The organism is Pseudomonas sp. RA_15y_Pfl2_54 (assembly GCF_963971015.1).
Lineage (GTDB): Bacteria > Pseudomonadota > Gammaproteobacteria > Pseudomonadales > Pseudomonadaceae > Aquipseudomonas > Aquipseudomonas baetica_A.
Genome location: NZ_CAXAPN010000002.1, coordinates 23101 through 42389, shown reverse-complemented (window position 1 = coordinate 42389; position 19289 = coordinate 23101). Strand labels below are relative to the sequence as shown.

General features: G+C 59.3%; 20 protein-coding genes and 3 pseudogenes. 10 read left to right on the top strand and 13 right to left on the bottom strand.

Features of this window, described 5'->3' with window-relative positions:
* Positions 1 to 84: 84 nt before the first annotated feature.
* The gene (locus AACY50_RS01705; RefSeq protein ID WP_339538075.1) at positions 85 to 1107 is read left to right on the top strand and encodes a transporter; all 1023 of its coding nucleotides are present in this window, start codon (positions 85 to 87) and stop codon (positions 1105 to 1107) included.
* A gap of 39 nt (positions 1108 to 1146) precedes the next feature.
* Here the strand turns inward: AACY50_RS01705 and AACY50_RS01700 are convergent, their stop codons facing one another.
* Entirely contained in the window at positions 1147 to 2043 is an 897-nt protein-coding gene (locus AACY50_RS01700) for a LysR family transcriptional regulator (RefSeq protein WP_339495409.1), read from the bottom strand.
* Positions 2044 to 2162: 119 nt separating this feature from the next.
* On the opposite strand from AACY50_RS01700, the gene AACY50_RS01695 reads away from it, so the two are divergent.
* Positions 2163 to 2918, top strand: a complete 756-nt coding sequence (locus AACY50_RS01695; protein WP_339430917.1) for an SDR family NAD(P)-dependent oxidoreductase — start codon at positions 2163 to 2165, stop codon at positions 2916 to 2918.
* 34 nt (positions 2919 to 2952) lie between these two features.
* Here the strand turns inward: AACY50_RS01695 and AACY50_RS01690 are convergent, their stop codons facing one another.
* Positions 2953 to 3384 (bottom strand): multidrug/biocide efflux PACE transporter, encoded by a 432-nt coding sequence (locus tag AACY50_RS01690; protein WP_339464037.1) that lies wholly within the window; start codon positions 3382 to 3384, stop codon positions 2953 to 2955.
* Between the two features lie 89 nt (positions 3385 to 3473).
* Here AACY50_RS01690 and AACY50_RS01685 point away from each other — a divergent pair, with 89 nt between their 5' ends.
* Positions 3474 to 4328, top strand: coding sequence for a LysR family transcriptional regulator (locus AACY50_RS01685; RefSeq protein ID WP_339430919.1), 855 nt, complete (start codon positions 3474 to 3476; stop codon positions 4326 to 4328).
* 96 nt (positions 4329 to 4424) lie between these two features.
* On the opposite strand, the gene AACY50_RS01680 is transcribed toward AACY50_RS01685, so the two are convergent.
* Positions 4425 to 5654, bottom strand: coding sequence for an RNA polymerase sigma factor (locus tag AACY50_RS01680; protein ID WP_339538074.1), 1230 nt, complete (start codon positions 5652 to 5654; stop codon positions 4425 to 4427).
* On the bottom strand, positions 5647 to 5991 hold the full coding sequence (locus tag AACY50_RS01675; protein WP_047599621.1) for a YciI family protein: 345 nt from the start codon (positions 5989 to 5991) through the stop codon (positions 5647 to 5649). Before AACY50_RS01675 ends, AACY50_RS01680 begins: the two co-directional genes overlap by 8 nt.
* A 237-nt stretch (positions 5992 to 6228) precedes the next feature.
* On the opposite strand from AACY50_RS01675, the gene AACY50_RS01670 reads away from it, so the two are divergent.
* On the top strand, positions 6229 to 6714 hold the full coding sequence (locus AACY50_RS01670; RefSeq protein WP_339464033.1) for a GNAT family N-acetyltransferase: 486 nt from the start codon (positions 6229 to 6231) through the stop codon (positions 6712 to 6714).
* A gap of 19 nt (positions 6715 to 6733) precedes the next feature.
* Entirely contained in the window at positions 6734 to 7339 is a 606-nt protein-coding gene (locus AACY50_RS01665; RefSeq protein ID WP_339430922.1) for a pyridoxamine 5'-phosphate oxidase family protein, read from the top strand.
* Between the two features lie 129 nt (positions 7340 to 7468).
* Here the strand turns inward: AACY50_RS01665 and AACY50_RS01660 are convergent, their stop codons facing one another.
* The 3 genes from AACY50_RS01660 to AACY50_RS01650 form a co-directional block, all read right to left on the bottom strand.
* Complete coding sequence (locus AACY50_RS01660; RefSeq protein ID WP_339430923.1) at positions 7469 to 7957, bottom strand: GNAT family N-acetyltransferase; 489 nt, start codon at positions 7955 to 7957, stop codon at positions 7469 to 7471.
* Between the two features lie 86 nt (positions 7958 to 8043).
* Entirely contained in the window at positions 8044 to 8529 is a 486-nt protein-coding gene (locus AACY50_RS01655; protein WP_339430924.1) for a GyrI-like domain-containing protein, read from the bottom strand.
* A gap of 67 nt (positions 8530 to 8596) precedes the next feature.
* Complete coding sequence (locus AACY50_RS01650; RefSeq protein ID WP_339430925.1) at positions 8597 to 9259, bottom strand: LysE family translocator; 663 nt, start codon at positions 9257 to 9259, stop codon at positions 8597 to 8599.
* Between the two features lie 139 nt (positions 9260 to 9398).
* Here AACY50_RS01650 and alaC point away from each other — a divergent pair, with 139 nt between their 5' ends.
* A complete protein-coding gene (gene alaC / locus AACY50_RS01645) occupies positions 9399 to 10616 on the top strand; it encodes an alanine transaminase (RefSeq protein WP_339464029.1) in 1218 nt (405 codons plus the stop codon).
* A gap of 96 nt (positions 10617 to 10712) precedes the next feature.
* On the opposite strand, the gene AACY50_RS01640 is transcribed toward alaC, so the two are convergent.
* Both AACY50_RS01640 and AACY50_RS01635 read right to left on the bottom strand, forming a co-directional pair.
* Positions 10713 to 12065, bottom strand: coding sequence for a GntP family permease (locus tag AACY50_RS01640; RefSeq protein ID WP_339430927.1), 1353 nt, complete (start codon positions 12063 to 12065; stop codon positions 10713 to 10715).
* An 81-nt stretch (positions 12066 to 12146) separates the two neighbouring features.
* Positions 12147 to 12680, bottom strand: a complete 534-nt coding sequence (locus AACY50_RS01635) for a gluconokinase (protein WP_221730740.1) — start codon at positions 12678 to 12680, stop codon at positions 12147 to 12149.
* A 216-nt stretch (positions 12681 to 12896) separates the two neighbouring features.
* Here AACY50_RS01635 and AACY50_RS01630 point away from each other — a divergent pair, with 216 nt between their 5' ends.
* Entirely contained in the window at positions 12897 to 13928 is a 1032-nt protein-coding gene (locus tag AACY50_RS01630) for a LacI family DNA-binding transcriptional regulator (protein WP_339430928.1), read from the top strand.
* A gap of 31 nt (positions 13929 to 13959) precedes the next feature.
* Here AACY50_RS01630 and AACY50_RS01625 read toward each other — a convergent pair whose 3' ends face one another.
* Positions 13960 to 14832 carry a LysR family transcriptional regulator gene (locus AACY50_RS01625; protein ID WP_339538072.1) on the bottom strand — a complete coding sequence of 291 codons (873 nt, stop codon included), beginning with the start codon at positions 14830 to 14832 and terminating at the stop codon, positions 13960 to 13962.
* A gap of 121 nt (positions 14833 to 14953) precedes the next feature.
* Between AACY50_RS01625 and AACY50_RS01620 the strand changes: the two are divergent.
* Positions 14954 to 15391, top strand: a pseudogene (locus AACY50_RS01620) (PACE efflux transporter); the annotation flags it as partial.
* A gap of 170 nt (positions 15392 to 15561) precedes the next feature.
* Positions 15562 to 16119, top strand: coding sequence for a hypothetical protein (locus AACY50_RS01615; protein ID WP_339464026.1), 558 nt, complete (start codon positions 15562 to 15564; stop codon positions 16117 to 16119).
* A 63-nt stretch (positions 16120 to 16182) separates the two neighbouring features.
* On the opposite strand, the pseudogene AACY50_RS28635 reads toward AACY50_RS01615, so the two are convergent.
* Positions 16183 to 16614, bottom strand: a pseudogene (locus AACY50_RS28635) (methyl-accepting chemotaxis protein); the annotation flags it as partial.
* A 111-nt stretch (positions 16615 to 16725) separates the two neighbouring features.
* Positions 16726 to 17403: pseudogene (locus AACY50_RS28630) on the bottom strand (PAS domain-containing protein); the annotation flags it as partial.
* A gap of 901 nt (positions 17404 to 18304) precedes the next feature.
* On the opposite strand from AACY50_RS28630, the gene AACY50_RS01605 reads away from it, so the two are divergent.
* Positions 18305 to 18715, top strand: coding sequence for a GNAT family N-acetyltransferase (locus AACY50_RS01605; protein WP_339538070.1), 411 nt, complete (start codon positions 18305 to 18307; stop codon positions 18713 to 18715).
* Between the two features lie 33 nt (positions 18716 to 18748).
* Here the strand turns inward: AACY50_RS01605 and def are convergent, their stop codons facing one another.
* A complete protein-coding gene (gene def, locus AACY50_RS01600; RefSeq protein WP_339430934.1) occupies positions 18749 to 19288 on the bottom strand; it encodes a peptide deformylase in 540 nt (179 codons plus the stop codon).
* Between the last annotated feature and the right edge of the window lies 1 nt (position 19289).

Sequence of the window (19289 nt, the reverse complement as noted above, 5' to 3'; positions counted from 1 at the left end):
GCAAACGTCATGTGACATTGCGATGATGCCCCTCAGGTGAACCTGTAACCCCTGCGCCAACCGCCCTCCTCGCAGCGAGCCTCCATGAACCACAGCCTCGATATCAGTCATCGCGACCCGGACTTGTTTGGCTTGCTCTACGGCTTCCGTTTTCTGCCGGGTGAGCGTGGTCGCGAAATCGATTCGGCCACCGCATTGCGCTGCCTGCAAGGTGACAGCGACAGCAATGAATTCCTCTGGCTGCACCTCAATCTGGCTCACGTCGCGTGCGAGCGCTGGATGAAAAGCCATCTGCAATTGCCTGAAGAATTTTTCGAAGCGTTGCATGAGGGCTCGCGTTCGACGCGCATCGAGCATGTCGACGCGGCGCTGTTGGCGGTGGTCAACGACGTGGTGTTCAACCTGAGCAGCATGGTGTCGTCGGATGTGTCGACGCTGTGGGTCTGCGTGCGCAGCAAACTGATTGTCAGCGCGCGCCTGCAACCGTTGCACTCGGTGGACAAACTGCGCTCGTCGGTGAAGGCCGGCGAACGCTTTCGCTCGCCCTCGGAATTGCTTGTACACCTGCTGCGCGATCAGGGCGAAGTGCTGACCCAGATCGTGCGCAAGACCAGCATGAGCGTCGATCAGGTCGAGGATCAATTGCTCTCCTCGCGGCTGTCGACCAACCGCGCCGAACTCGGCGCCAATCGCCGGGTGCTGGTGCGCTTGCAACGATTACTGGCGCTCGAACCCGGCTCTTTACTGCGCCTGCTCAACCGTCCGCCGCCGTGGTTGCAGAAGGAGGACGTGAAGGAGTTGCGCAAGTCCACCGAGGAGTTTGCGCTGATCATCAACGACCTCACCGCCCTTGGTGAGCGGATCAAGTTGCTGCAGGAAGAGATCGCCGCCAACCTCAACGAACAGAGCAACCGCACGCTGTTCACCTTGACCGTGGTGACGGTACTGGCGTTGCCGATCAACATCATTGCCGGTTTTTTCGGCATGAATGTGGGGGGCGTGCCGCTGTCGCAAGACCCGCAAGGGTTCTGGATTCTGGTGGCGCTGGTGGCGACGTTTACCGTGATTGCCGGGCGCTGGGCGTTTCGTAAACGTGGCGATTACTGATCCACTCTTTTTTGTGCCCATCACAGACAACGATGTGGGTCAGAGGGTTGAACGGATCACCTCACCGAGCCAATCCATGAACACCCGCACGCGTAGCGGTAAATGCCGCTGCCGCGCATACAGCAACGAAATCGCCATGGCTGGCGCGGTGTACTGCGCCAGCACCGTCACCAGTTCGCCGTTATCCAGATGCGGCTGCATGCCGGTGCGCGGCACCTGCACCAGACCAAAACCGCCCAGGCAGGCCGACTCGTAAGCATCGGTGCTGTTGACCGTCACGCTGCCAGCCATCGGCAAACGCCGGACCTGGCCGCCCTCCTCGTAGACAAAGCCTTCCGAACGCGCCCCCAAAACACCGACGTAATGCACCAGCCGATGCTGCGCCAGATCCTCCAGCGTTTGCGGCACGCCGTAGCGCGCCAGATAAGCGGGGCTGGCGCAGTTGATCATGGGAAAGTCGCCCAGATGCCGGGCTACCACCGATTGATCGGGCTGCGCGCCGATCCGCACCACACAGTCGAAACCCTCGCTGAGCAGATCGACCCGGCGGTCGGTGCTGCTGATTTCCAGTTCCAGATTGGGGTGGCGCGCCATGAACGACGGCAGGCGCGGCATCACCAGTCGCCGCGACAGGATGTTCGGCATGTCGACGCGAATCCGCCCCGTCAGCGAGGCCTCGTCCTGACGAAACAGGCCTTCGATCTCGTCCATGTGCGAAAGCAGATCCTTGCTCCGCTCGTACAACACCAAACCGTCCTGTGTTGCCTGCACTTTGCGCGTGGTGCGTTGCAGCAGCCGCGTGCCTAGCAACGTTTCCAGCGCCTGCACATGCTCGGACACGGTAGAACGCGGCAAGCCGAGGCTCTCCCCGGCGAGGGTGAAACTCGACAGTTCGCTGACCCGGACGAAGGTGCGCAGCAGTTCCAGTTTGTTCATCGGGGCACTCGCTGATTGTTCGGTTTATTCGACCAGTGATTCCGGTTTAGCTCTGTTTATCACCTAAGGGCGGATAAATAAACTTTGCTCCATCCACTCACCGCCATTGAGGAAGTCCCATGAATCGCAAAATCGCATTGATCACCGGCGCCAGCCGTGGCCTGGGCAAAAACGCCGCCCTGCACCTCGCCGCGCAGGGCATCGACATCATCGGCACTTACAACAGCCGCGCCGATGAAGCCCAAGCGCTGGTGACTGAACTGGAACAACTCGGCGCCAACGCCGTGATGCTGCAACTGGACGTGGGTCGCAGCGAAGGCTTTGCCGATTTCGCCGCGCAGGTCGAGCACGCGCTCAAACATTTTGAACGTCAGCGCTTTGATTTCCTGATCAACAATGCCGGCATCGGCGTGCACGCCCTGTTCACCGAAACCACACCGGAGCAGTTCGACCTGTTGATGAACATCCAGTTGAAAGGGCCGTTCTTCCTGACCCAGCAATTGCTGCCGCTGATCAACGATGGCGGGCGCATCATCAACATCTCCAGCGGCCTGACCCGCTTCAGCCTGCCGGGTTACGGCGCCTACGCCGCGATGAAAGGTGCGATGGAAGTGTTGACCCGTTATCAGGCCAAGGAGTTGGGTGCACGACAGATCGGCGTGAACATCCTTGCGCCGGGCGCCATCGAAACCGATTTTGGCGGCGGCGCAGTGCGCGACAACTCAGCAGTGAACGCCATGGTCGCCAGCAACACCGCGCTGGGCCGTGCCGGGCAGCCGAATGACATTGGTGGCGCGCTGGCGTTGCTGTTGTCACCGGGTGGGCAGTGGATCAATGGTCAACGGGTTGAGGCTTCGGGCGGCATGTTTCTCTGAGCCTCAAGACTGAGGCACAGATGACGTTTGCTGCTCAGACCGGGCGGGTCTTCAAGACCCGCTCGCGCACCACGTCATAACCCCAGTGATACACATAGGTGTACGGCAGAAAGAACAGCAACACGCCGATGTCGAGCAAAAACGCCTGCCACAAACTGACCGACAGCCACCCGGCAATCAGCGGCACACCCATCACGATCAAGCCTCCCTCGAACAACAAGGCGTGCACCATTCGCACCCAAGCGTTGCGCGCAATGTGCAGGCGCTCCAGCAGGCGGTCGAAGAAGCGGTTGAACACCACGTTCCAACCCAGCGCCAGCAACGCGATCAACACCGTCACCGCGCCCATGTCGAGCAATGGTTTTTGCATGATCCACGCCAGCAACGGTGTGCAGATCACAATGGCCAACAGTTCGAAACCGACAGCCTGCAAGATACGTTCAGTGATGGATTTGTTGGCAGTCATGACCTGACTCCTTGAGTGAAGGTGGTTGCCATGATCCAACACCGAACCGATACTTCATAACCAATAACCATCGATCAAGGCGATAGTTGATGATCTCGCAGGAAGTGTTGTTGGCGTTTGTTCAAGCGGCGACCCAAGGCTCGTTTTCGGCGGCGGCGCGCAAACTGGGGCGCAGTCAGTCGACCATCAGCGCAGCGGTGGCCAGCCTTGAGATCGATCTGGATTTGCAACTGTTCGATCGCAGCAGCCGCAAGCCGACCCTCACCCCGGCCGGCCATGTGATGCTGCAACGGGCCGAGGCGATTCTCACGGCCAGCAGCCGCCTGGAAATCACCGCTCGGCAATTGTCCCAAGGCGTGGAGCCAAAGCTGACCGTGGCGATTTCCGACACCTATCAATCAGCGCGTTTTGAAGCGGCATTGATCGGGTTCGAGCAGCGTTATCCGGATATGGAACTGGAGTGTTTGATTGCCGAGTGCGACGACTTGATCGAACTGGTGCAGCGCGGTCGGGCGCATTTGGCCTTCGCCGAGATGCAAGACAGCTACCCGCCGGATCTGTTGGCCTCCACCGTCGCCGAGCGCACCGATATCGCCCTGTTCGTCAGCCGCGAGCATGCACTGACGACGCTCAAGCACATCGACCAAGCGATCCTGGAACAACATCGCGAACTGCGCCTGGCGACGATCGTCAATCCATACGACAGTCGCGCCAAAGGCCGTGTGTGGTCGGCGCCCAGTTACCTGATGCTGATGGAAATGGCCGAAATGGGCTTCGGCTGGGCACCGCTGCCGCGCTGGCTGGTGGGGCGTTTCGGCAACGGCACGCTGGTGGAACTGAACGTGCGCGGCTGGCCGAAACCGGTGTTTGTCGATGCTTTGTGGTCGCGGCTGCATCCGCCGGGGCCAGCGGGGAGCTGGTTATTGAGCAAGATGCTGGAATAGCGTGGCGGCCATGCCAAAACTCCATGACCACCCCCAATCCCCTGTGGGAGCGGGCTTGCTCGCGAAGAGGCCGGTACGGCCAGCGCCCCGTTCGGATCAGTCCAACGCTAGCAACCGCGCTTCAATGAACCGCCGCTCCGGCGCTTGCCGCGTCAATTCCAGCGCCCGTGAATAAGCCACCCGCGCCTCTTCCACCCTGCCCAACTGCCGACAGAACTCCGCCCGCGCCGAATGTGCCAAGTGGTAATCCTGCAACTCGCCACGATCCAGAATCCCCTCGATCAAGTTCAACCCGGCCAAGGCCCCGTCACGCTGAGCCACCGCCACCGCCCGGTTCAACTCGATCACCGGCGACGGCAGCACCCGCAACAACACGTCATACAGCCCGACGATCTGCTGCCAATCCGTCTCCCCTGCCGATCCCGCCTCGGCATGCACCGCCGCTATTGCTGCTTGCAGACAATACGGCCCGAACCGCCGCGTAGTCAGCGCACGCTCCACCAGCGCACAGCCTTGGGCAATCAACCCGGCATCCCAACGCGAGCGATCCTGATCGCTCAGCAGCACCAACTCCCCGTTCGGCGAAGTGCGCGCCGGTCTGCGTGACTCGTGCAGTAACATCAGCGCCAGCAGTCCCATGACCTCGGGTTCCGGCAGCAACTCCATCAACAAGCGCCCAAGCCGAATGGCCTCACGGGTCAGGTCCTCGCGGATCAGTTCGGCGCCCATCGACGCCGAATAACCTTCGTTGAATACCAGATAAATCACCCGCAACACGCTGTCGAGGCGCTCAGGCAATTCGCTCAGACCGGGAACTTGATAAGGGATTTTTGCATCACGGATCTTCGCTTTGGCGCGGACGATGCGCTGGGCAATCGTTGCCGGCGCCGACAGGAATGCGCGAGCGATTTCTTCGGTAGTCAGGTCGCAGACCTCACGCAAAGTCAGCGGCACTTGCGCATCCGCCGCCAGCGCCGGGTGACAGCAGGTGAAGATCAGCCGCAAGCGATCGTCTTCCACATCTTCACCACTCCAGTCGGCCTGTTCCAACGCTTCGAGTTGCACCAGCAGCAGCGGCTGAGAAGCCTTGAAACGCGCGCGCCGGCGCAACACGTCAATCGCCTTGAAGCGCCCGGTGGACACCAGCCAGGTGCGCGGATTGTCCGGCACGCCGTCATGCTGCCAGCGCTCGACCGCGACAAAGAACGCCTCGTGCAAAGCTTCTTCGGCGAGGTCGAAATCGCCGAGCAGACGAATCAGCGTCGCCAGAATCCGCCGCGAGTCTTCGCGATAGACCTGTTCGACCCGCGCCCTGACCTCAGACATTCAACTGGCGCACGGGGCGTACTTCAACGCTGCCGACCCGCGCCGCCGGAATGTTACCGGCGACCTGGATCGCTTCGTTGAGATCCTTGGCGTCGATCAGGTAGAAACCGGCCAACTGCTCCTTGGTTTCGGCGAACGGGCCGTCGGTGATCGACAGCTTACCGTTGCGCATACGCACGGTGGTCGCAGTCTGTACCGACTCCAGGGCTTCGGCCGCGAGCATCCGCCCGCTGCCCTGGATCGACTCGGCATAGGCCCAGCACTCGGCGTCTTCCGGGCTGTCGGGCGACGAATGCAGCAAGCGCTCATCGCTGTAGACCAGGCATAAATACTTCATGGCGTTCTCCTGATTCGAACGGATCAACTATGGCTGAAGATCAGGGCTTCTGATGGTTCGATGGCGATTTCCTCGAACATGAAGATAGGCGAGCCGGGGCACCTATCCATCTTTTGTTGTGAAGACACCTTTAGTCGTTCGGCGAATCGGTAGATCGACAGACGAAACAAAAAATTTCCGAGGAGGGCAAAGTCGCTAGAATCCGGGCCTCATCTTTGTAGGAAAAAGGAAATTCCCGTGTCAGCCAAACTCGTGCCCTACGACAGCCTCAACGCCTTGCAGCGTCAGCAGGTCGAGGCCATTGAAATTCGCGCCGAGCAGATCAAGTTCTCCGGTGATATCCACGGTGCCTTGCACACTTTGCTGTCGAAACCGGCGCCCGGCGTGAAGGGTTTTGTGCTGTTGGCGGACGAAGTGCCAGTAGCGTTCCTGTTGCTCAAGCGCCCACCGGTTTTACCGGCCTGGGCCGATGAACACAGCGCCACGTTGCATGCATTGCAGGTCGATCATCGGGCACAGGGCAAGGGGTACGGCAAGGCATGCCTGCAAGCGTTGCCGGAGGTCGCGCGCCAGGCGTGGCCGGAAATCAAAGGCCTGGAATTGTCAGTGGACGCCGACAACGACGCCGCCATCGCGCTGTACGCCAAACACGGCTTCGTCGACAGCGGCGAAGCGTACAAGGGCCGGATCGGCTACGAGCGACGCATGGGGCTGTTCTTCTAAATCATCGAGGGGATGCACGATGATCGATTCAATCCACGCACTGGAAGCCATTTACGGATTGCCTCACGAGCGTTCAGTGCGCAAGCAGATCACTTTTCTCAACGAAGACTATCAGGCGATGGTGCGGGTCTCGCCGCTGGTGATCGTCAGCTCGGTGGGCACCGAAGGCCTCGACAATTCACCGCGCGGTGATGCGCCGGGGTTTGTGCGGATCATCGATGAGCGCACGCTGGCCCTGCCGGATCGCCCCGGCAACAACCGCATCGATACCTTGCGCAACGTGCTGCACGACCCGCGAGTGTCGCTGTTGTTCATCATTCCGGGGATTGGCGAGATGTTGCGGGTCAATGGCACGGCGCAGATCAGTGCTGAGCCGGAGCTATTGGATAGTTTTGCGGTAAATGGCAAACCGGCGAAAACCGTGTTGCTGGTGAACGTGCAAGCGGCGTACTTCCACTGTTCTAAAGCGCTTGTGCGTTCGGATGCGTGGAATCCTCAAACGCATCTACCGCGCTCTGCCCTACCGAGTGCGGGCGCCTTTCACAAGCGCCTGAGTGATGGCCAGTTCGACGCGGACAGCTACGACCGCGAAGCACCGAAGCGAGTGCGTGACACACTTTACTAAGCTCTCCCCCCCCCCTTGCCCCTGTGGGAGCGGGCTTGCTCGCGAATGCGGTGTGTCAGCCAAGTAGATATCGACTGAAACGGCACCTTCGCGAGCAAGCCCGCTTGTACACAGGGGGGTGCGCGTTTTTTAGAGGGTCAGGATCATCTCGTGCCACGCCATGCCGCCGTGATCGGACTCGGACGGTTTGATGTAGGCAAAGCCGAACCCGGCGTAAAGCGGAATGTGCTTTTCCTTGCACATCAGGTGAATCGTCGCCTTGTCCATCCCGCGCATGCGTTCGATGAACTCGGCCATCAGGCGCTTGGCCAGGCCCTGGCCCTGATAATCCGGGTGCACCACCACCGACATGATCACCACGTTCGGCCCCGCCGGATCGTGGCCGATCAGTTCCTTGAACGCCTCATCGGACATCTGCACATCAAACGCCGCACCCGCGTTGACGAAGCCTGCGACGACCCCGCCCACCTCGGCGACGATGAAGCCCTCCGGCCAGGTGGCGATGCGGGTGGCGATCTTCTCGCGGGTGGCGGCTTCGTCGCCTTCGTAGGCAACGGTTTCGATGGCGTAGCAGCAATCCAGGTCGGCGGCAGTGACGTTACGGATAAGGGTGTTCATGGCAGCTCGAAATCAGTGGAAACAAGGCTGCCAAGCATAAAGCACAAACACCGAGGCCGGTCAGTGAACGGCCTCGTGCATTGATATCAGGCCTTGAGCGGCAGCCAGATTTCCAGCGTGCCCGCATTGATCCTGGGGTTGAAATCTTCGCTGTATCGCTCGAATTCCGGCGCATCGGCGGCTTCGCGCCCCGATTGTGGCAGCCAGGTTTTCCAGATGTATTGAAAGGTCGCGGGCAACTGATCCAGTGAGCCTTTGTGCTCGAACACGGCATATTGCTGGGGCTGAATCTCGACCCAGCGATATTGCTCCGGCAGATCGTCAAGCTTGCTGATCTCAACGCCGGCAATGTACTCAAAACCACCCTGGCCATCAGGATTGCAGCAGATGCCGTAGGTCACTTCATTTTTCTGGCCCGGAATTTCGCCCAAGTGCGGGATGAATTTTTCCCAAAGCTGCGGGATGCCCTCGGTGGTGTCCTGAGTAAACCGTCCGCCCAGTCCGGCAATCAGCAGAAAGTGTCCATTTTCGAAGCGCGGTTGCGCCACTTCGACGCGTGTTTGCTCATCCATGATTCGACTCCGGAACAAAATAGGGGTTCGGCTGGTGAGTATAGGAAGCCCAAACCGATTCGCACGGTTACAGCGCGTGCAACTGCTCGACGGCGCCCGAACCGACAAACTCGTTATAGCCCGATACGATCACGTATACCGCGAAATAGCAGAAGATCGCTGCAGATGCCATGTATGAGTAGCGCAGCAATTTGTCGCCGAGCAGCTTGCCTCCGTGGCTTGCAGCGAAGCACAAACCGGCCGACCACAGCAGCCCGGCGCAGAGGAACCCGGCGAGAAACAGCGCCGAACTCAGCGGGCCACCGCCACCGGAACGGGCGATCAGCGTGCCGCCCACCGCCGCAAACCAGAGAATCGCGCTCGGCGACGACATGGCCAGAAAGATCCCGCGGAAGAATTCCTTGCGATGGGAGTTGTGCCCCACTTCAGCGGTTTGCGCGAGCAGCGCTTCGTGGTGAATTGCCGAATAAATCATCTTCGCCGCAAAGTAGATCAACAGCGCCGAACCGCCGATCCACAGGACCCAACGCACGGTTTCGTATTGCAGCAGCACGGTCATTCCGGCCAGTGCCAGCACCGCATAAACCAGGTCGCCGACGCAGGTGCCCAGGCCCAGTGCGAAGCCCTGAAAGTATCCGCGCTGCATCGCCAGGGTGATCATGGCGATGTTGGCCACGCCGATGTCCAGGCACAGCGAAAGACTCAGCAAGAAGCCGCTGGTGAATTCCATCAACCATTTTCCTTGGGCAAAAATTGTTAAAAAACGCGCTGGACAGTATGCCATCACTGACCTTATCTTCCGCCACAGGTCACCGCAGTGACCCGCGTCGCTCGGACGGTTCCGGGCGCTTACGTTATCCGAGGCAACAATGGCTGAACAAGGTTCGCCGCGCCGCTTTGCGCGCATTGATCGACTTCCCCCTTACGTTTTCAACATCACCGCCGAGCTGAAGATGGCCGCGCGGCGTCGTGGTGAAGACATCATCGACTTGAGCATGGGCAACCCCGACGGCGCCACGCCGCCGCACATTGTCGAAAAACTTGTGCAAGTCGCCCAGCGTGACGACACCCACGGTTACTCCACGTCCAAGGGCATTCCGCGCCTGCGCCGGGCGATTTCCAACTGGTACAAGCAACGCTACGAGGTCGATATCGATCCGGAAAGCGAAGCCATCGTCACCATCGGCTCCAAGGAAGGCCTGGCGCATTTGATGCTGGCCACACTGGATCAGGGCGACACAGTGCTGGTGCCGAACCCGAGCTACCCGATTCACATCTACGGCGCGGTGATTGCCGGCGCCCAGGTGCGTTCGGTGCCGCTGGTGCCCGGTGTGGACTTCTTCGCCGAACTGGAACGGGCCATTCGCGGCTCGATTCCGAAGCCGAAGATGATGATCCTCGGCTTTCCGTCCAACCCCACCGCGCAGTGCGTGGAGCTGGACTTCTTCGAGCGAGTCATCGCCCTCGCCAAGCAGTACGACGTGTTGGTGATCCACGATCTGGCTTACGCCGACATCGTCTACGACGGCTGGAAAGCGCCGTCGATCATGCAGGTGCCGGGCGCCAAGGACATCGCGGTGGAGTTTTTCACCCTGTCCAAGAGCTACAACATGGCCGGTTGGCGTATCGGTTTCATGGTCGGTAACCCGGAACTGGTCAACGCCTTGGCGCGGATCAAGAGCTACCACGACTACGGCACCTTCACGCCGCTGCAAGTGGCCGCGATTGCGGCGCTGGAAGGCGATCAACAGTGCGTGCTCGACATTGCCGAGCAATATCGTCAGCGGCGTAATGTGCTGGTCAAGGGCCTGCATGAACTGGGCTGGATGGTCGAGAACCCGAAAGCTTCGATGTATGTCTGGGCGAAGATTCCCCAGGCTTATGCACATCTGGGTTCGCTGGAATTCGCCAAGAAGCTGCTGGCCGAGGCCAAGGTTTGTGTCTCGCCGGGGGTCGGGTTTGGTGAGTACGGCGATGACCATGTGCGCTTTGCGCTGATCGAGAACCAGGACCGGATTCGTCAGGCGGTACGCGGGATTCGCGGGATGTTCAGAGCCGATGGTTTGGTCCCGAAAACCGGCGCCTGACACATTTCCCGCTCCCACACTGGTTTTGGGTGAACCATAAAATCCGCCCACAAAAAAACCGCATCGCTGCGGTTTTTTTGTGCCTGACGATATCGCTTAAACGAACAGCGACAACAGCAGGATAAAGCCCAACGCGACGATGGAGAGGATGGTTTCCATCGCCGTCCAGGTCTTGAATGTCTCGGCCACGGTCATGTTGAAGTATTGCTTCACCAGCCAGAAACCGGCGTCATTGACGTGGGACAGGATCAACGAACCGGCACCGGTGGCAAGCACCAGCAGTTCACGGTTGACACCCGGAATCATCCCGACCACTGGCACCACGATGCCTGCACCGGTGATGGTCGCCACGGTAGCCGAACCGGTAGCGACACGAATCACCGCCGCCACCAGCCACGCCAGCAGGATCGGCGAGATCTGTGCGCTGACCGCCATGTGACCGATCACATCACCCACACCGCTGGTGACCAGCATCTGCTTGAAGCCACCGCCGGCACCAATGATCAGGATGATCGCAGCCGTGGGTGCCAGGCTCGAATCCAGCCATTTGAGAATCTGCTGGGAGCCGATGCCTTGCTTGTGACCGAAGGTGTACAGCGACAGCAGCAACGCCAGCAGCAACGCCGAGATCGGGTGGCCGATCATGTCCATCCAGGTACGGAAGAAATGGCCGTCCGGCAGCGCCACGTCTGCGAAGGTTTTGAGCAGCATCAGGAACACCGGCAGCAGCACGGTGATCAGGGTGATGCTGAAGCTCGGCAGCTTGGTCGAATCGGTTTCACGGGCCAGTTGATCGACCAGTTCCTGATTCGGGTGACCCGGAATGTGCTTGGCGATGAACGTACCGAAGATCGGGCCGGCAATGATTGCCGTCGGCAGCGCGACGATCAGACCGTAAAGAATGGTCTTGCCGATGTCAGCGCCGAACACGCCGATGGCCAGCAGCGGGCCGGGGTGCGGTGGCACCAGACCGTGCACGGCGGAAAGGCCGGCGAGCAGAGGGATGCCGATCTTGATGATCGACACGCCGGTACGACGGGCAACGATGAACACCAGCGGAATCAGCAGCACGAAGCCGATTTCGAAGAACAGCGGGATGCCCACCAGGAACGCGGCAAACATCATGGCCCACTGAACCTTGTCCTTGCCGAACGCGCGAATCAGGGTCTGGGCGATCTGATCCGCCCCGCCCGACTCGGCCATCATTTTGCCGAGCATGGTGCCCAGCGCGAGGATGATGCCGACAAAACCGAGCACGCCACCGAAACCGTCCTGGAACGCCTTGATGATGGTGCCGATCGGCATGCCGGAGGTCAGGCCGAGGAAGGCGGCGGCGATGGTCAGGGAAATGAACGGGTGAATTTTGAACTTGGTGATCAGGATAATCAGGCCGATTACCGTGACCACTGCATCGAGCAGCAGGAACGAGTCGTGGGACATGCCAAACATTAGGGGTGTCTCCTGGTTGTTGTTGTTATTAAAGCGGGTTGATCAGAAGTCGTGAGGACAGCGCTATCTGCTTGAACACACTCATACCGCCGGTTTCAGACCGTGGGCCTGCCACCAGACGTGAGCCTGTTCGGCCAGTTCTTCAACGCTGTGGATCGAAGCATTCAACGCCAGGGTCAACGGCTCGCCGACCGGCGATTGGAGGGTGGCGAACTGGCTTTCGATCAACGTGGCCGGCATGAAGTGGCCCGGGCGGTGGGAGACACGCTCGGCGGCGACTTCAGGGGTCAGTTCAAGAAACACGAAACCCAGGCCCGGCAAGGCACTGCGCAGCACTTCGCGGTAACTGTGTTTAAGCGCCGAACAGGTCAGCACCGGGCGCTGGCCTTGTGCATCGACGCGACGCAGTTCATCGCACAGGCTGTCGAGCCAGCCGGCGCGGTCTTCGTCGTTCAGGGGGATCCCCGCGCTCATCTTTTCGATGTTGGCGGCCGGATGAAAAGTATCGCCTTCAATGGCAGTGGCGCCGCTCAATTGGCACAGGGCCTCGCTGACGCACGTCTTGCCGCAACCGGCAACGCCCATGATGACCAGGGCGGTGATGGGATGACTCATATAACACCTCAGCGCGCAGACAGCGCTACCTTTGCTAGCTATGACTCTAGTGCACAGGCAGAAGTTGCCGACGCCTTCTTGTCGTTTTTTTGGGTTGCAGCAGGTTTGTTCCCGATACCAAAAAGCGAGGATCAGGCAGGATCTCGCTCACGCATTTGCAGCTGCATCAGGACAGCGCTACCTTAGTGCCTTGATTTTTGTTTGGCAAGCCGCCCGATGACCACCCCTAAAAACGATAAAAATACCCGCACCACCGGCCGTCCCACCCTCAATGAAGTTGCCCGCCTGGCCGGCGTGAGCCCGATTACCGCCTCCCGCGCGTTGCGTGGGGTCAGCACCGTGGCCACCGAACTGGTCGAAAAAGTCCAGAAAGCCGCGCTCGAACTCAACTACGTCGTCAACCCCGCCGCCCGTGCACTGGCCTCGGCCCAGAGCCATTCAGTGGTGGTGCTGGTGCCGTCGCTGTCCAACCTGCTGTTCATCGATACGCTGGAAGCCATTCATCGGGTGCTGACGCCCAAGGGCTTCGAAGTGCTGATCGGCAACTTCCACTATTCCCGTGATGAAGAAGAGAACCTGCTGCGCAACTACATGGCTTATCGGCCACGCGGTTTGCTGCTGACCGGGTTTGATCGCACTGAAAGTTCACGGCGGATGATCGAAGCCAGCAACATTCCCTGCGTGTACATGATGGAACTGGACAGCGCCGCCGGGGTGAATTGCGTCGGGTTCTCCCAGCTCAGCGCGGGCGAGACGGCGGCCAAACATTTGTTGTCCCGTGGGCGCAAGCGTCTGGCTTACATCGGCGCGCAACTCGATCAGCGCACCTTGTTGCGCGGTGAAGGTTTTCGCAAAGCCTTGCAGAAGGCCGGGAGGTACGACCCGGATCTGGAAGTGCTGACCCCCCGTGCGTCGTCCGTGGGGTTGGGCGGCGAGTTGTTTGTGCAATTGCTGGCGGCGCACCCGGATGTCGATGCGATCTTCTTCGGTAACGACGACCTGGCGCAGGGCGCTTTGCTTGAGGCGCTACGCAATGGCATCAGGATTCCCGAGCAAGTGGCGATTCTGGGCTTCAACGACTTGCCGATGTCCGAGCACATGGTGCCGCGCCTGAGCAGCATCAATACCCCGCGTGAAGCGATTGGCCGGCGGGCGGCGGAACAGATGCTGACGTTGATGGCGGGTAACAGCGTGGCGCGTCCAGTCGAGGACATGGGCTTCGAACTGAAAATCCGCGAAAGCACATAACACCGCTCCCACACTGGATTGGCGCAACACTCTAGTGACCGAGGCGCTCAACCAGTGCCAACGCACCCTTCTGCAGCGGTTGGCTCTTGAGCCACACCGCATGCACCGGCAGCACCAGACCGTTTTCGATGTTGCGAAAGTTCAGCCGTTTCAAGCGCCCCGAGTCCAGCCGCGACTGCACCACCGACAACGGAAAATTGCCCCAGCCCAATCCTGCCTCGACCATCTCCATTGCCGTCTCAAGGTTGTCGGTGCGCCAATACGATTGCGCCACCAACGGTCGTGTCTCGCTGATCGGCAAGTCACGACTGGCCAAAACGATCTGGCGCACCTGCACCAAATCCTCCAAGAACAGATCCTGCCCCTGCAACAACGGGCTGTTCGCCGCCAGTGTGGCGATCATGCGTTCACTGCCAACAAACTGAAAGCGCTCCAGCACGTTCACACTCAGCCCGGCGAATGCGATACACACATTGACGCGGCCACTGTGGAGCATCGCCAGCACGTCATCCTGGGGCGCGGTCAGCACTTCGATGTCGAGCAGCGGGTGACGCTCGGCAATTACCCCGATCGCCGCCAGCAAACGATGGCGATCGATGTCCGCCGCCACGCCAATCGACAGTTTGCTCTCCAGCCCCAAGGACAACTCCACCGCGTGCACTTGCAGTTGTTTGAGCTGTTCGGCAATAAGCCGTGCATGGGGCACCAGTGACAGGGCCATTGCCGTCGGTTGCGGTTCGCGATGACGGCGGTCGAACAACGAATAGCCGAGTTCAGCCTCAAGGTTGCCAATGCCCATGCTCACCGCCGACGGGACTTTGCCTAACGCCCGAGCGGCGGCGGAAAACGAACCGCGTTCGATCACGGCAAGGAACAGTTCGATGCTGTCACTGTTGAAATTCAACTTGGCTTACCTATCAATAGAACTGAAAGCTGCTGACTTTTTCTGTCAGCCCTATTGAAGCTATCTTTCGCCGCCTTCGCCAGCCCCGCTGGCTAACAAGTGGCAAGAAAGAGGCAACTCCATGCAAGGCGTCAAACGCAAACTGGTCTATGTGTCGCTTTACGAAGTGATCGGCATGACCTTCTCCGCCCTCGGTCTGGCGCTGTTGTCCGGCACCTCGCCGGGCAGCACCGGGCCGCTGGCCGTGATCATCACCACCATCGCCGTGACCTGGAATTTCATCTACACCTCGATGTTCGAACACTGGGAAAGCCGTCAGCCATCACGCACCCGCACGGTCAAGCGACGCATCGTCCATGCCGTTGGTTTTCAACTGACGTTGATCGTGTTTCTGATTCCGTTGATCGCGTGGTGGATGAACATCAGCCTGATGCAGGCGTTTCTACTGGATCTGGCGCTGATCATCTTCATCCCGTGCTACACGTTTGCGTTCAACTGGTTGTTTGACCGGGTGTTTGGTTTGCCGGCCTCGGCGCTGCCGGAATCTGACGCTGGAGCACATTGCCCGACGCTGACAGATTGCGGTGATCCACTGCCGCCAACCGGCAAGGGATCACCGTTTTTTCGATCGACTGAATCAAACAACCCCATGAAGTAAAAGGCTTTATTGATCGGGCATGGTAATTGCTCCTCTATGGCGGTCAGTCATTACCTACAGGTCAATTCATCATGTTGGTCAGTGCCAAACAAATGGAAATTCTGCCGCTGCCCAAGCGGCTGGCAGAAGACGCGACCGCCACGGCGGCCGCCGGTCTGCAAGGCGGCCTGCACGGCGCGATGCTGCAAGCGCTGCAAAACCAGGTGCAGACGCAAAACAGCGAAGCCACCGCCAAGGTGCAAGCTTCGGCCACGCAGATTGCCACTCAGCAAGTCAGCGCTGCCGCACGCCTGAGCGATAACGTCGACGAAGCCTTCGCCAAGACCCGCGTCGGCCTGCAAACCACCGACACTTCGCACGCAACCAAAACCACCGGTTCCGCCACCGACGAGTTCAAGGACTACATGAGCAAGACGCCTGAACAGCGTCTGCGCGACAGTATTCTCAAGGACATGGGCATCACCGAAGACGACATCAAGAACATGCCGCCGGAGAAACAACTGGCCATCGGCAAAGAGATCGCCCAGCGTTTGCAGGACAAGATGCAACTGGCGCAATCGGAGAAAGAAAACGTCAATGACGTCAAGGACAGCGACAAGATGGCGAATACGTTTCTGGCTGCGCTCTGAGCTCAAGCCAGCATGAAACCTGATGTGGGAGCGAGCAAGCCCGCTCCCACAGGGGTGGTATGGTCAGTTCAACTGCAACGTCTCATTGAACTGGCTGATCGCATCCACCACATGCCGTGAGCCCTGCTGAATCTCCAGAATCACCTCCCCCGCCTCATTGGCCAATTCGACGCCAAGGCCCGTTCGGTTCAGGCTCGATTGCATGCTCGACACCGCGCTCAACGACAAGTCGTGGTTTTTGCGCACCACGTCGACAATTTCCAGGGTCGCCTGACTGGTGCGTGCCGCCAGGCTTCGAACTTCATCGGCGACCACGGCAAAACCGCGTCCATGTTCGCCGGCCCGCGCCGCTTCAATGGCGGCATTGAGCGCCAGCAGGTTGGTCTGATCGGCGATGCCGCGAATGGTCTGGACGATGGTGCCGATGATGTCCGATTGTTTGCTCACCGCATCGATGCTCACCGCAGCTTCGTTGAGGTCGTGGGAAATGTCCTGAATGATCTGCACCGTTTGCTGCACGACTTGTGAGCCTTTTTGCGCACAGGCGTCGTTTTGTACGGAAGTGCTGTGGGCTGATTCCGCAGCGTTCTGCAGGGTGGTCATCTGTTGGGTGATGTCGCTGGCGAACTTCACCACTTTGTACAGCCGCCCTTTGGCATCGAACAACGGGTTGTATGAGGCCTCCAGATAAACCATTTGCCCGGATTTGTTCTTGCGCTCGAAACGGTGCGAGTGATACTCGCCGCGATTGAGCGAAGCCCAGAACGCCTTGTATTGCGCAGACTCGGCTTCGGCGCGATGGCAAAACAGGCTGTGGTGATGGCCGACGATTTCGCTGAGCGAGTACTGCATGGTCTTGAGAAAATTTTCGTTGGCGGTAATCACATTGCCCTCAGGGGTGAACTCGATCACTGCCATGGAGCGACCGATCGCCGCCAGCATGCTTTCCTCTTCATGCTCCTTGTTGATCCGCGCGGTAATGTCCGCCGCCACCTTGATCACACTTCTGACTTGCTTGTCCTGGCCATACACCGGCATGTAACTGGCTTCGAGCCAGACTTCCTCGCCGCGCTTGTTCAAGCGTTGGAAAGTGCCGCTGATCGGCTCACCACGGGCCAGGTCGCGCCACAAACTGGCGTACTCTTCGCTGCGATAAAACGCTTCTTCACAAAAGATCCGATGATGTTTGCCACGCACTTCCTCGGCGCCATAGCCCATGGTCTTGCAGAAATTTTCGTTGGCATCCAGAACGATACCTTCAGGGCTGAACTCAATCATCGCCATCGAGCGGCTGATCGCGTCCAACTTGGCGCTGGCTTCGGTCAGGGCACAACTGAAGCGTTCGATTTCCTGCAGGTCAGCCTTGTGATGTAGGTTGAACATGTTTGTATCACCTTTCGCGCGGACTTTTGATTTGATGAAAGTTCAGGTCTTTCAAGATCCATCACTACGTTCCACAGAACAGGCACACGCACTCCTCCACGGGAGGAAGTTGTCAGGTGATAAATGATGATCAATCGGAGTGTCCATGCAGCGACGCTCTAATCAAGACATCCTTCTCTTGATAGCCCGCCTGCGGGCCAGCCCTAACGCGTTGAAGAACTTCCATTTAAATGACGCTCCTTGTTGGTTCAGTGTCGGTGCCTTGGAATGCGCACTCTGGCAGCGTGAAATCACGGACTAACCCGTACGATCCACAAGGTTAGTTAAGTGTCAGCATAGACAGCGAAAAGCCTTGCGCAAGGCCACTAGTCGGCCAGTATCTGGCACTTTTTGCACAAGAATCGGTTCAGCGAAGGGATAGGTCGGCGGATCGAAGGCCATCACGCGGGGTGGGCGGCGTCGAAATGATCGGGACATGGCGTTGACCGGAACGGGAATCCTCCCCTCTGTGCAGCCGCGGTGAATGAATTTTGCAGATCACTTGCGAATTCAGCCAGGAGCCCGAGAACCGGGCTCCGGAGAGGCGTGATCAATGACCGAAGATGTCGACTTTCTTCGCTTTTTTCTCGGCGCGTTTTTCAATCGCGGTCTTGGCCGGCTTCTTCTTCGCGGCTTTCTTTGAATCCATACCTTTGGACATGATGCGTACTCCACTCACAGGGGATGTGAGATCAGGTATACACCTATCCCGCCGCGCGCGTTCTTTTATAATCGCCGCTTTGCCCACCGACAGTCCGAACCCATGCCTGACACCCAATACAGCCTGCTCGACGAGTCTCTTTGGCCGTTGATGAACAAGTTTTACCGCCGCCACCAATCCTCGATGAAAGCCGTGCGCGAGGCGCATTTGTGGGTGGCACGCCGGGGAGAGATTGTCGCTGCGTTGTGTTTACGGCCAGTGTCGGGCGGCCAATGGTTGACCGGGTTGTTCGTCGATCCCGGATGTCGTGAGCAGGGGATTGCGGCCAAGCTTATGGACGCCGCGCTAGAGGACGTGACGCAGCCCGTGTGGCTGTTCTGCCATCCGGATTTGCGTGGTTTTTATGAGCGACGCGGGTTCAGTTTCGACCCGCCCCTGCCCCAGGCGATGGCTGAGCGGTTGAGCCGCTATGCGCGCAGCAAGCCAATGATTGCGATGGGGCTGAATCAATAGAGATCCAATAGGGGCGATTGTGCCGGACTCGGATCAATCGTCTGCGGCGGGATCGAGATCCGGGAACATCACCTCGGTGAAGCCGAACTTGCTGAAATCAGTGATGCGCGACGGGTACAGCCGACCGATCAGATGATCGCACTCGTGTTGCACCACTCGCGCGTGGAAACCTGAAGCGATACGCACGATCGGCTCGCCCTTCGGATCAAAGCCCTCATAACGAATCTGCTGATAACGATCCACCGCGCCACGCAAACCCGGCACCGACAGACAGCCTTCAAAGCCCTCTTCGGTGAATGGGCTCAGTGGTGTGATCAGCGGGTTGATCAGGATCGTCTGTGGCACCGCTTCAGCGTCCGGGTACCGTTCGCTGTGCTCGAAACCGAAGATCACCAGTTGCAGGTCGATACCGATCTGCGGTGCAGCCAGGCCGACGCCGCCGACGCTTTCCATGGTCTGGAACATGTCGTCGATCAGTTGCCACAACTCGGCGCTGTCGAACATTTCGGCCGGTACCGGCGGGGCGATGCGCAGCAGGCGCTCGTCGCCCATTTTGAGGATTTCACGGATCATG

Excerpts from the sequence above, each read along its gene's own strand:
- AACY50_RS01705 (WP_339538075.1), top strand. The coding sequence starts at position 85 with ATGAACCACAGCCTCGATATCAGTCATCGCGACCCGGACTTGTTTGGC.
- AACY50_RS01695 (WP_339430917.1), top strand. The coding sequence starts at position 2,163 with ATGAATCGCAAAATCGCATTGATCACCGGCGCCAGCCGTGGCCTGGGC.
- AACY50_RS01690 (WP_339464037.1), bottom strand. The coding sequence starts at position 3,384 with ATGACTGCCAACAAATCCATCACTGAACGTATCTTGCAGGCTGTCGGT.
- AACY50_RS01700 (WP_339495409.1), bottom strand. The coding sequence starts at position 2,043 with ATGAACAAACTGGAACTGCTGCGCACCTTCGTCCGGGTCAGCGAACTG.
- AACY50_RS01680 (WP_339538074.1), bottom strand. The coding sequence starts at position 5,654 with ATGTCTGAGGTCAGGGCGCGGGTCGAACAGGTCTATCGCGAAGACTCG.
- AACY50_RS01605 (WP_339538070.1), top strand. The coding sequence starts at position 18,305 with ATGCCTGACACCCAATACAGCCTGCTCGACGAGTCTCTTTGGCCGTTG.
- AACY50_RS01615 (WP_339464026.1), top strand. The coding sequence starts at position 15,562 with ATGTTGGTCAGTGCCAAACAAATGGAAATTCTGCCGCTGCCCAAGCGG.
- AACY50_RS01675 (WP_047599621.1), bottom strand. The coding sequence starts at position 5,991 with ATGAAGTATTTATGCCTGGTCTACAGCGATGAGCGCTTGCTGCATTCG.
- def (WP_339430934.1), bottom strand. The coding sequence starts at position 19,288 with ATGATCCGTGAAATCCTCAAAATGGGCGACGAGCGCCTGCTGCGCATC.
- AACY50_RS01660 (WP_339430923.1), bottom strand. The coding sequence starts at position 7,957 with ATGAACACCCTTATCCGTAACGTCACTGCCGCCGACCTGGATTGCTGC.
- AACY50_RS01640 (WP_339430927.1), bottom strand. The coding sequence starts at position 12,065 with ATGTTTGGCATGTCCCACGACTCGTTCCTGCTGCTCGATGCAGTGGTC.
- AACY50_RS01655 (WP_339430924.1), bottom strand. The coding sequence starts at position 8,529 with ATGGATGAGCAAACACGCGTCGAAGTGGCGCAACCGCGCTTCGAAAAT.
- AACY50_RS01685 (WP_339430919.1), top strand. The coding sequence starts at position 3,474 with ATGATCTCGCAGGAAGTGTTGTTGGCGTTTGTTCAAGCGGCGACCCAA.
- AACY50_RS01630 (WP_339430928.1), top strand. The coding sequence starts at position 12,897 with ATGACCACCCCTAAAAACGATAAAAATACCCGCACCACCGGCCGTCCC.
- AACY50_RS01650 (WP_339430925.1), bottom strand. The coding sequence starts at position 9,259 with ATGGAATTCACCAGCGGCTTCTTGCTGAGTCTTTCGCTGTGCCTGGAC.
- AACY50_RS01635 (WP_221730740.1), bottom strand. The coding sequence starts at position 12,680 with ATGAGTCATCCCATCACCGCCCTGGTCATCATGGGCGTTGCCGGTTGC.
- AACY50_RS01665 (WP_339430922.1), top strand. The coding sequence starts at position 6,734 with ATGATCGATTCAATCCACGCACTGGAAGCCATTTACGGATTGCCTCAC.
- alaC (WP_339464029.1), top strand. The coding sequence starts at position 9,399 with ATGGCTGAACAAGGTTCGCCGCGCCGCTTTGCGCGCATTGATCGACTT.